We start from the raw sequence: 9986 nt of genomic DNA on the forward strand, positions 1-9986 counted from the left end.
CCATGGTCCGCAAGAGCGACGGCAGGTCATGCACGACATCGGCTTGGCGGCGGCTGTCCTTCATCCGCGCCGCCATCCAGCCGATAATCCCGGTCGCGTCGAGAGCTTCTCGCAGCAGTACTGCGCCAGGATCGCCCGTCAGGCGCTCGGCGCGAGTTTCGATCGAAAGAGAGCGGTTGAATCCGGCCGTGACCGGCCGTAGCGTTTCACCCATGCGTGCGTCCGAAGCTGCTGGCGGATTTTGGTGTAGCAACTTGATTCTACGGCGCTTTCAGGCGCACGCAACCTGCCCCCATCGATTTGGATGAATAAACCGGGCTGAAAGGACATCTCTCATGGCAGTTTCGCTTTCGAAGGGCGGCAACGTCTCGCTCAGCAAGGAGGCCCCCGGGCTTTCCAAGATCCTCGTCGGTCTCGGCTGGGACGCCCGGGTGACCGACGGCGCCGATTTCGACCTCGACGCCTCCGTCTTCGTCTGCGGCGAGTCCGGCAAGGTCCTCTCCGACCACCATTTCGTCTTCTACAACAACCCGAAGAGCCCGGACGGCTCGGTCGAGCACACCGGTGACAACCGAACCGGTGCAGGCGATGGCGACGACGAGGCAGTCAAGGTGAACCTGGCCGCAGTGCCTGCGGACGTGAAGAAGCTGGTCTTCGCGGTCACGATTCACGACGCCGCGGCGCGCAGCCAGAACTTCGGCCAAGTCTCCAATGCCTTCATCCGCGTTGTCAACGAAGACGGCGGAAAGGAGATCGCACGCTATGACCTGTCGGAGGACTACTCGGTAGAGACCGCGCTGATCTTCGGCGAGGTCTACCGCCACGGCGAGGAGTGGAAGTTCAAGGCGATCGGCGCCGGCTTCGAAGGGGGCCTTGGTCCCCTCGCCGCCAGCCACGGTGTGAACCTGGGCTGAGGCCCTCTGGCCCGGTGCGCCACGGCGCGCCGGGTGGTCCCGGACGGACGCCGTTCGGGAGGCAGACAACAACGGCAACAAGCAGGGAGAGGCTTGCCATGACGACACTCGCGATGGGCGCCAATGCGCCGCTTTCCGGCCAGAAGACGACCCTGACCGTCGAAGTGCTCGGCGGGTCGGCCGACGTGACGGCGCTGCAGCTCTACGCGGACGGGAAGGTCCGCGGCGACGGCGACATGTGCTTCTTCAACCAGACCTCGATCGGCGGCGGCACCGTCTCGCTGTCGGTGTCCGGTTCGCGCAGCAGCTTCGAGCTCGACCTGGGACGGATTGCGCAGAACGTCGAGAAGATCGTCTTCACGGCTGCGCTCGAACAGGGCACTTTCGGGTCCGTCTCCGGCGTGAAGGTTTCCAGCTCCGAGCGGCATGAGCTTGCCGTCGAGACGGCCGGCCGGTCGGAGGCGGCCCTGATCCTCGCGGAGATCTACCGCCGCAACGGGCAGTGGAAGCTGCGCAACGTGAGCCAGGGCTTCAACGGCGGCCTGCAGGCGATCGCAGAGTATTTCGGCGTCGAAGTGACGTCCGCCGCGCCCACCCCGCCGCCGGCCCCGGGCGCGGCGCAACCGAAGCCGGCCGCGCCCCCTCCCGTGCCCCCGCAACCCGCGCCCAAGCCCGTCAGCCTGAGCAAGGTGTCTCTCACCAAGAACGAGCGCACGGTGTCCCTCAAGAAGAAAGACGGCCGCTTCGGGCGCATCCAGGTCAACCTCAACTGGAACCAGAAGAAGAAATCCGGCGGCCTCTTCGGCCTCGGAAAGACCGGCATCGACCTCGACCTCGGCGCCTTCGTCGAGTTCAAGGACGGCTACCGCAACGTCGTCCAGGCGCTTGGAAATTCCTTCGGCTCCTTCGGTCAGGAACCTTACGTCCAGCTCAAGGGCGACGACCGAACCGGCGCGGTGACCGACGGCGAATGGCTCGAGATCAACGGCGACAAGTGGCCCGAGTTCAAGCGTGTGCTGATCTACGCCTTCATCTACGAGGGCGTCGCCAACTGGGCGGAAACCGACGGTGTCATCCGCCTGATGGTGCCCGGCCAGCCCGAAGTCGAGGTGCGCATGAACGAGGTCGCGGGCGACAGCCGCGACGGCATGTGCGCGATTGCACTCCTCGAAAACATGGGTGGCGAGATCAAGGTCTCGCGCGAGGTCCGCTTTTTCCGCGGCCACAAGTTCATGGACGAGGCCTACGGCTTCGGCTTCCGCTGGACCGCGGGCAGCAAGTAACGCATGGCCTTTCGTTTCTTCACACGCAAGACCCTCTTCCCGGGCGTCACTCTCAACCTGAGCAAGTCGGGCCCATCGATCAGCATCGGCCCGAGAGGCCTGCGCCATACGATCGGGCCGCGAGGGAGGCGGACCACCGTTGGTCTTCCGGGTTCCGGGTTGAGCTACAGTGTCCAGCATGGAAAGCGCCGGCGTGCCACGCCAGCACCGGAAGAGCCTGAGGAGTTCACGCCCGCGCCGCCACCCCTCCCGGATCCGGCCCTGGCCACTGCCGAGGAAGACCGCACCTTCCTGCGAGCCATCGTTGCCCTGCAGGTGGGGGACGCGGAAGGCCTGGCGCCGCTCGACGGGCTGGACGCAGCCGATGCGCATTGGATTAAGGGCATGTCGGCATTCCGGAATGAACGATGGACGGAAGCCTGCGTCCGGCTCTCGCGGAGTTTGCGCTCGCCTGACCTCGGAATGCTCTGCGGCAGGAACGGCGTCTCCCTGCGCATGGAGATCCCCATCACGCCCGAGATCACCGCCCACATCAGTCCCGAGCCCGGATCCACGGCCCTTGCCCTCGCCGAGGCGCAGCAGGCGGCGGGGGACCTCCGGGACGCCTTGAAGACCCTCAAGGACCTCAACGGACGGGAACCCGGAGATGCCGTGGTTGCAGCCTCGCTGGCGGAAGTCGCCTTTGAGCTCGACGATGGCCGTTCTATGCCCATGGGACGGCTCGTAAACCTCCTCCGGGCCGCCCGGCCCGACCCGGAGATCGCCTGGGCAGTCTGGCTTCAGGAGGCCCGGGCTCGGACGCGCAGTGGCGATCATGCCGGCGCCGTACAGGTCTACGCGAAAGTTAGGGGACACGACGCGGTGCCCGAGGATGTGAGTAAATTGGCCTGGTACGAGATGGCGTTGACCTATGGCGAGGCCGGCGACCGCACTCGCAGCCGGCAGGAGCTCTCTGGCCTCTACGCGCTCGACAGGGATTTTGCCGACGTGGGCGACCGCCTCCGCGGTCGAACGACAGACACATGAAACAGGAGGACCTCAATGCGCCGCCTTCCCATCTACCTGCTCCTCGATACGTCAGTCTCGATGACCGGCGAGCCGATCAACGCGGTCCGTGACGGGCTCGACCTCCTTGTCAGCACGCTGCGGCAGGACCCCTATGCGCTCGAGACGGCCTTCCTGTCGGTCATCACCTTTTCCAGTGTCGCCAAGCAGATCGTGCCGCTGACCGAGGTCACGGAGTTCCGGGCGCCGCACATCGAGGCCAATGGCGCGACCGCGCTTGGAGACGCGCTGAAGACCGTCGCGCGCTGCATCACCACGGAGGTCCGCAAGACGACCGCCGACAGCAAGGGCGACTGGAAGCCGCTGGTCTTCCTCATGACCGACGGCATGCCCACGGATTCCTGGGAGAAGCCGTTGCAGGAGTTCCGCGCCTCAAAGCCTGGCCTCACGGTCTGCTGCGCCGCCGGTCCGCGAGCGGACACCACGGTGCTCTCGAAGATCTCCGAGGTTCTCGTAACCCTCGACACCGCGGACAGCGCCACGATCGCGGCCTTCTTCAAGTGGGTGTCGGCCTCCATCACGACCTCTTCGCGAAAGATCGACTTAGGCAAGGACGACATTTCCAGAGGCGACTTGCCGCCGCCGCCCGCCGGCATCAGCCTGTCCAAGACCTGAAGGAGACCACCATGCGCAGACTGCTTGTCTACCTGCTTCTCGACACGTCCGGCAGCATGGCCGGCGAGCCGATCGAGGCCGTCAACGCCGGCATGGAAACGCTGGTGGGCGCGCTCCGCCAAGATCCCTACGCGCTCGAGACCGTGCACATGACGGTGATTACCTTCGACGCCGAGGCGAAGACGGTGGTGCCGCTGACGCCGCTCGAGGACGTGGTCCTGCCGCAGATCACGACGCCGCGCTCCGGTCCGACCCACCTGGGCGCCGCGCTCGAGATGCTGGGCCAGCAGGTCCGGCAGGACGTCGTGCGCAGCACCGACACCGCCAAGGGGGACTGGGCGCCGTATCTCTTCGTGATGACGGACGGCAAACCCTCCGACATCCAGCTCTACGGCGAGCAATGCGCGAAGATCCGCCGCGTGGGCTTCGGCTCGATCGTCGGCTGCGCGGCGGGCCCGAAGGCGCGCGAGGAGGATCTGCGCGCGCTCTGCGACCATGTCGTGCGGCTCGACACGATGGACAGCAGCGCCTTCGCCAAGCTCTTCAAGTGGGTCAGCGAAATCATCGCCCACGGCAACAAGTCCCAGGGCACGACGGCCGCCGCCGACCTGCCGCCGCCTCCGGCCGAGATCAACCTGGTGTTCTGATGCGCAAGTTCCCCATCTTCCTCGTGGTCGATGTCTCCGAGTCGATGGCCGGAGAGCCGTTGACCCAACTGGAGACGGGCATTCGCGCCGTTGCGTCTGACCTTCTGTCCGACCCCTACGCGCTCGAGACGGCCTGGATCAGCGTGATCGGGTTTGCCGGGCGCCCCCGCACGCTCACGCCGCTGACAGAACTCGTGGATTTCGTCCCGCCCCACCTGCCCGTCGGCGGGGGAACGGGCCTTGGCGCCGCGCTCGTTCAGCTGATGGACGAGATCGACCGAAACGTCACGCGCTCGACCTCCGAGCGGAAGGGCGACTGGAAGCCGCTCGTATTCCTCATGACCGACGGGGTGCCCACCGACGACCCGCGTGCGGCCATCGCGCGCTGGAAAACCGGCTACGCACACCGTGTGGCGCTGGTCGCGGTCTCGATCGGGGGCGGCGCCGACGAACGCCTCCTCCGGCAGCTGACCGACGACATCATCGCCTTCGACGACACGACCGAAGACGCCTTCAAGCGCTTCATCGGCTGGATCACGAACTCGGTGAAGAGCTCCACCCGCAGCGTGACCGCCGGGGGCGGGATTTCGCTGGCCAAGATGGACGACGGCATGGCGGCCAGCGGCGCGGCCATGCCCTACGCGGGCGTGGACGACCGCTACGCGGTGTTCGTGGGCAAATGCGGGAAGACCCGGGCGCATTACGTGGTAAAATACGAAAAGCACATGGGCCGCGTGGGCAGCCGCGACCCGGCTCTGGCCCATTTCTTCGAGACGCGCGCCTACCTGCTCAACGCCGTGGTCCCCGTGCAGCAGGACTATTTCGAGCTCTCGGACAGTTCGGCGGGGCCCGCCCGGATCAACTCAACCGAGCTGATCGGTCAACCCACCTGCCCGCATTGCCGTGCGCGCTTCAGCATGGCCGTCTGCGGCTGCGGTGGTATCCACTGCGTCGCTGGCGACGGAAAGGCAACCTGCCCCTGGTGCGGCAAGAAGGGCGTCTACGGATCCTCCGACGGCTCCGATGGCGGCTTCGACATTGCGCGAGGGCAAGGATGACAGACGACAGAAAGCCCTCGGCCACAGGCCTCGAAGCTTGCGGCTTCATCTTCGACGCCCTTGTGAAGATCCTGGCCGTCTCGGGCGTCCAGCCCGATGCGGGGCCGGGGTACGAAGAATACGACAACGCCGAGCGGCGCGTGATCGCCTATCTCAAACGCCGCGCCCGGGAGCGGGATGAGGCGTCCTCGCGTGCGCCCGCGCGTGCAGACACCCCGCCGCAGGGAGAGTCTTCGCCGCGCCTGGGGGCGCCGACTGACCCCGAGGTTACACCGCGGGCCGAGGCAGCAGGGGCGCGGCCCATCAGCCTCGCCCGGGTTCCCCGAAGCGCCTCTGGCGCCCCGCACCGGCGTCCAAGCCGCGCGGTGCCCGTCAGTGTGACGTTCCCGGCGCCGATCGGACGGCCGGGCAAGGACGATCAGGCTGCTGCTTCGTCACCGGGGATCACCCCGATCGCCGTGGCGCCCAAGGTTGAAGGGGAGGTCTCCGAGAAGGTCAGGGCGCAAGAGGTGGGCTCACGGGGTGCTCCGGCTGCAGCGTCCCCCGGACAAGCCACGGGGCCGGCTTCCGCCCCCGTGAGAGATGCGGAGGCCGAGAAGGCCCCGGACGACAGGATGGCCCCCACCCAAGGAACGGATCCAGACGAAGGTCAACCGGGTCAGGACGCCCTGCCCAAGGAAGGCATCGGTTCCAGGAGCAGATCAGGGGACGGCGTGGCGGACCAGGCTGAAAACCCCGTAGATGAGCTCAAGAACGAGGAGGCGAGCGGCATGGTGTATGGACCAAGCGGCATTCCGAAAATCGATAGAACCCCGCCCGAGCAGCCTGAGCGCGTCTCCCTGCCCAACGCGCGCAGCAATACCCCCTACGAGGCCCTTATCGAGGGCTACTCGGAACTGCGGCTGCGCGGCACGGCGCCCGAAGGCCTGACGATCACGCCGGAAGGCCGTGTCTTGGCCAAGGCCATGTCGGCTGGCGAATACAAGATGGAGGTTGGCGCCCTGAAGAACGGCCGCTCCGTCACCTTGCTCGTCCGCCTGTCTGTCGTTCCGAGGCCCGAGGATCTCTGGGTCAGCATCCCCTCCGACCAGCAAGCGCCGCTCGCCAAGCCGGACGAGGCATTCGCCGCCGTGCGCGGCCACACCTTCATGGTGGCCGCGAGCAAACGTGGGCGGTCGCATGCGAAAGAGGGGTCGTACCGGGACGATCATTTCGCACTCAAGGTCTTTCCCAAGACCGGCTGGCACGTCATGGTCGTCGCCGACGGCGCGGGCTCGGCAAGGCTGAGCCGCGAAGGCAGTCGTGTGGCCTGCGAGGAAGTCATCAAGGTCCTCGACGGGTTTCTCTCCCAGTTCATGGAGCCGGAGATCGAAGCCATCGTGAACCGGTTGCGCGCCGCCTCCACCGACGAAGAGACGCGCGCGAACCAAATCATTCACCCGGCCTCGAACACCTTCGCCCGTGCCGCCTACATGGCAGCCGAGGCGATCGCAAGGCGCGCGGAGGATTTGGGTGGCTGCCGGCCGTCGGATCTCTCGACGACCCTCGTCATCGCGGCCGCTCGGCCGGTGCGCGGCGGATGGCTCTTTGCCAGCTTCTCGGTCGGCGACGGGGGTGTGGCGATCTGGGACGAGGAGGCAGGTGAAGTCACCCTGATGGGCCGTCCGGACAGCGGCGAGTTCGCAGGCCAGACCCGGTTTCTCGCAAGTGACGAATTCAAGACCACCGAAGGCAAGCTCGACAGAGTCTTCGTCACCTTCCGCGAACGCTTCACCGCCTTCGTTGCGATGACGGACGGGATCACCGACCCGAAATTCGAAACCGACGCGGGCCTCTCCGACCCGGACCGGTGGCACCGCTTCTGGGCGGAGGATTTCGCCAGGCAGGTCGATGTTTCTCCCGGCAACCCCGACCTGGAACGCCAGTTCCTGGGCTGGCTCGACTTCTGGTCGCGCGGCAACCATGACGACCGCACGCTGGCCGTGATGGTTCCGCTCCAGGACGGGCGCGAGACGGATCGGGGCGGCGCATGAGTACGGTGAACCTCACCGCGGACTCAGGCCGCGAGATCGCCTTCTTGGATGAGGTAAAGGCCTCGGGGGCGATGAAGGACATCTACTTCAGTCCTGACCGCTCCTATGTCGTGGGTTTCTTCCGTGATCCGCCCGCCAACGCGCTCAAGGACCGGCTTCGCGACATCGTCACCCGCTACCGCGAGAACCTCTTCGAGAAGGAAGGCGGCACGTTCTGGCGGTCGCATTTCTGCTGGCCCACCGACACGGTGACGCACAACGGCCGCATCGGCGTCGTGGTGCCCTTCTACGAGAAGGCTTTCTTCTTCGAGCACGGCTCGAAGAACAACGACATGCTGAAGATCCGAGGAAAGGACAAGGAGGGCAAGTGGTTCGCCTCGGCGTCGAACCGGGAGAAGTTCCTCGACCCGCGTGAGAAGGGCAACTGGCTCACCCACATGCGCATCTGCCTCTCAATCGCGCGCGCCGTCCGGCGCCTGCACATGGCGGGGCTCGCCCACAGCGACCTGAGCTACAAGAACGTGCTCGTCGACCCCACGACCGGCAAGGCCTGCATCATCGACATCGACGGGCTGGTCGTACCCGGAAAATACCCGCCCGACGTCGTGGGGACGCCAGATTTCATCGCGCCGGAGGTCATTGCCACCCAAAGCCTCTCCCGTGACGACCCGAAGCGGGTGCTCCCTTCGCGCACGACGGACCGGCACGCTTTGGCGGTGCTCATCTACATGTACCTCTTCTACCGCCACCCGCTGCGCGGCAGGAAGGTATTCGATCAGGACCCGACGAAGGACGAAGAACTCGGCATGGGTCGCCAGGCGCTGTTCGTCGAACATCCGAGGGACACCAGCAATCGCGTCAATCCCGACGACCTGCGGCTGCAGGCCCTGCCCTGGGGCGATCCCGCGCAACGGCCCTACACGATGGCGGGGCCGCTGCTCGTGGATCTCTTCAACCGGGCCTTCATCGACGGCCTTCACGCGCCTGAGAAGCGTCCCTCGCCCGCCGATTGGGAAAGCGCACTGGTGCGCACGCTCGACATGGTCCAGCCCTGTTCGGCGAAATGCGAAATGGGCTGGTATGTCTTCGACAACTCGCGCTTGCCCGTGTGCCCGCACTGCGGAACGCCCTACCGGGGCGAGCTGCCAGTGCTGAACCTCTACTCGAGCCGGACGGCCGGGAACTACCTCCCCGACAACCATCGGCTCATGGTCTGGGACGGCCAGTCGCTGTTCCCCTGGCACGCCAACCGCACGGTCTACCCCAACGAACATCTCGAAGAGCGCCACAAACGGCGGGTCGGCTATTTCCAATTCCACGCCGGCGACTGGTACCTGGTGAACGAAGCGCTGCCCGGAATGCGCGACCTCACGGGCAAGCGCGACGTGCCCGTGGGCGGCAACGTGAAGCTCGCCGAGGGCGCGCAGATCCTTCTGTCCTCCGAGGACGGGGGACGTCTCGTGCAGGTGCAGATGGCGGGGTCCTGATCCCGTGGCGCGGCGTCCTGAGGTCTGCCGATCAGCTTTGACGCCGGGCGCGGACCTTGTCGCCATTCACGAACAGGGACAGGAGCCAGGCGGTCGCGCCCACGAACAGGAGGTTTGCGGCCGGCGAGCGTTTCTGCTTGCCGCCCTGTCCCATGAACCAGAACGCGACGAGGGCGAGCGTGAGCACGGCCACCGCGATCTTGAGAAGGGCCACGGCGGCGCCGAGCAGGAGGCCATTTTCCCGGATCGAGATCCAGGCGGTTCCGAATGCGCAGCCAAGGGCGCCGAGAAGCGACAGGGCGAAGACGAGGGTGACCCAGGATTGGCCGTAATGGTTGCGCGCGGCGGCCTGTCCAGCCTCGTCCGGCGGCGCTCCCATTTCCACATAGAGCAGGGCCGCCAGGGGGATCAGGACGATCCCAAAATTGAGCGCGAGGTCCGCGCCATCGTTGTAGAGCACCACGCGCCCGGTCAGCCCCAGGGCGAGGAGTGCTCCCGCGGCCACGAGCACGAGAAAACCCAGAAGGTTCAGGCTTTCGGGGGACTGAAAAAGCTCACCAGACACAACTGCTTCGACGCAAAACCACTGCCCGGATGGCTGCCCGAGCGGATGCGAGAACACAAGATTTTCCCGACGTCTCTGTCCAATTTTCCGGAGTGTGCATGACCGACCTGTTGCCCGGCGCCAACGCGCCCGTCCCGTCCCATACCTGTTGATTTCCACCCAAAACTGAGCCGGGTAGGCGCATAATTTCCACTGAGAACTGAGCCATGTGTACCTTCCCCGAAAGCGTTGAGCGGCGGGGGTAACGGAGTGACCCACATGGGACTTTTGAACATCATCCGACGGATGCATTTGCGTCAGAAGCTGTCGATCCAGGAGA

At 66.0% G+C, this 9986-nt stretch carries 9 protein-coding genes and 1 pseudogene; 8 read left to right on the forward strand and 2 right to left on the reverse strand.

Annotated features, from left to right (window positions below; translation table 11 throughout):
* A pseudogene (locus BLR51_RS26040) lies at positions 1 to 214 on the reverse strand (hypothetical protein); the annotation flags it as partial.
* Positions 215 to 335: 121 nt separating this feature from the next.
* Between BLR51_RS26040 and BLR51_RS26045 the strand changes: the two are divergent.
* From BLR51_RS26045 to BLR51_RS26080, 8 genes are all read left to right on the forward strand, one after another.
* A complete protein-coding gene (locus tag BLR51_RS26045) occupies positions 336 to 914 on the forward strand; it encodes a TerD family protein (protein ID WP_089852438.1) in 579 nt (192 codons plus the stop codon).
* Between the two features lie 98 nt (positions 915 to 1012).
* Entirely contained in the window at positions 1013 to 2197 is a 1185-nt protein-coding gene (locus tag BLR51_RS26050) for a TerD family protein (RefSeq protein WP_089852440.1), read from the forward strand.
* Between the two features lie 3 nt (positions 2198 to 2200).
* On the forward strand, positions 2201 to 3223 hold the full coding sequence (locus tag BLR51_RS26055; RefSeq protein ID WP_089852442.1) for a DUF4236 domain-containing protein: 1023 nt from the start codon (positions 2201 to 2203) through the stop codon (positions 3221 to 3223).
* 15 nt (positions 3224 to 3238) lie between these two features.
* On the forward strand, positions 3239 to 3877 hold the full coding sequence (locus tag BLR51_RS26060; protein ID WP_089852444.1) for a vWA domain-containing protein: 639 nt from the start codon (positions 3239 to 3241) through the stop codon (positions 3875 to 3877).
* A gap of 11 nt (positions 3878 to 3888) precedes the next feature.
* Positions 3889 to 4524, forward strand: a complete 636-nt coding sequence (locus BLR51_RS26065) for a vWA domain-containing protein (RefSeq protein ID WP_089852446.1) — start codon at positions 3889 to 3891, stop codon at positions 4522 to 4524.
* Complete coding sequence (locus tag BLR51_RS26070) at positions 4524 to 5582, forward strand: TerY-C metal binding domain-containing protein (RefSeq protein ID WP_089852448.1); 1059 nt, start codon at positions 4524 to 4526, stop codon at positions 5580 to 5582. The genes BLR51_RS26065 and BLR51_RS26070 overlap by 1 nt, the downstream gene beginning before the upstream one ends.
* Positions 5579 to 7615 carry a PP2C family serine/threonine-protein phosphatase gene (locus tag BLR51_RS26075; protein WP_089852450.1) on the forward strand — a complete coding sequence of 679 codons (2037 nt, stop codon included), beginning with the start codon at positions 5579 to 5581 and terminating at the stop codon, positions 7613 to 7615. Before BLR51_RS26070 ends, BLR51_RS26075 begins: the two co-directional genes overlap by 4 nt.
* Positions 7612 to 9102, forward strand: a complete 1491-nt coding sequence (locus BLR51_RS26080) for a helix-hairpin-helix domain-containing protein (protein ID WP_089852452.1) — start codon at positions 7612 to 7614, stop codon at positions 9100 to 9102. Before BLR51_RS26075 ends, BLR51_RS26080 begins: the two co-directional genes overlap by 4 nt.
* A 31-nt stretch (positions 9103 to 9133) precedes the next feature.
* Here BLR51_RS26080 and BLR51_RS26085 read toward each other — a convergent pair whose 3' ends face one another.
* Positions 9134 to 9724: a hypothetical protein gene (locus tag BLR51_RS26085; protein ID WP_131821896.1), complete on the reverse strand. Its 591-nt coding sequence runs from the start codon at positions 9722 to 9724 to the stop codon at positions 9134 to 9136.
* Positions 9725 to 9986 lie beyond the last annotated feature (262 nt).

The sequence above is a fragment of the Salipiger marinus genome, from assembly GCF_900100085.1.
GTDB lineage: Bacteria > Pseudomonadota > Alphaproteobacteria > Rhodobacterales > Rhodobacteraceae > Salipiger > Salipiger marinus.

Excerpts from the sequence above, each read along its gene's own strand:
- BLR51_RS26045 (WP_089852438.1), top strand. The coding sequence starts at position 336 with ATGGCAGTTTCGCTTTCGAAGGGCGGCAACGTCTCGCTCAGCAAGGAG.
- BLR51_RS26050 (WP_089852440.1), top strand. The coding sequence starts at position 1,013 with ATGACGACACTCGCGATGGGCGCCAATGCGCCGCTTTCCGGCCAGAAG.
- BLR51_RS26055 (WP_089852442.1), top strand. The coding sequence starts at position 2,201 with ATGGCCTTTCGTTTCTTCACACGCAAGACCCTCTTCCCGGGCGTCACT.
- BLR51_RS26060 (WP_089852444.1), top strand. The coding sequence starts at position 3,239 with ATGCGCCGCCTTCCCATCTACCTGCTCCTCGATACGTCAGTCTCGATG.
- BLR51_RS26065 (WP_089852446.1), top strand. The coding sequence starts at position 3,889 with ATGCGCAGACTGCTTGTCTACCTGCTTCTCGACACGTCCGGCAGCATG.
- BLR51_RS26070 (WP_089852448.1), top strand. The coding sequence starts at position 4,524 with ATGCGCAAGTTCCCCATCTTCCTCGTGGTCGATGTCTCCGAGTCGATG.
- BLR51_RS26075 (WP_089852450.1), top strand. The coding sequence starts at position 5,579 with ATGACAGACGACAGAAAGCCCTCGGCCACAGGCCTCGAAGCTTGCGGC.
- BLR51_RS26080 (WP_089852452.1), top strand. The coding sequence starts at position 7,612 with ATGAGTACGGTGAACCTCACCGCGGACTCAGGCCGCGAGATCGCCTTC.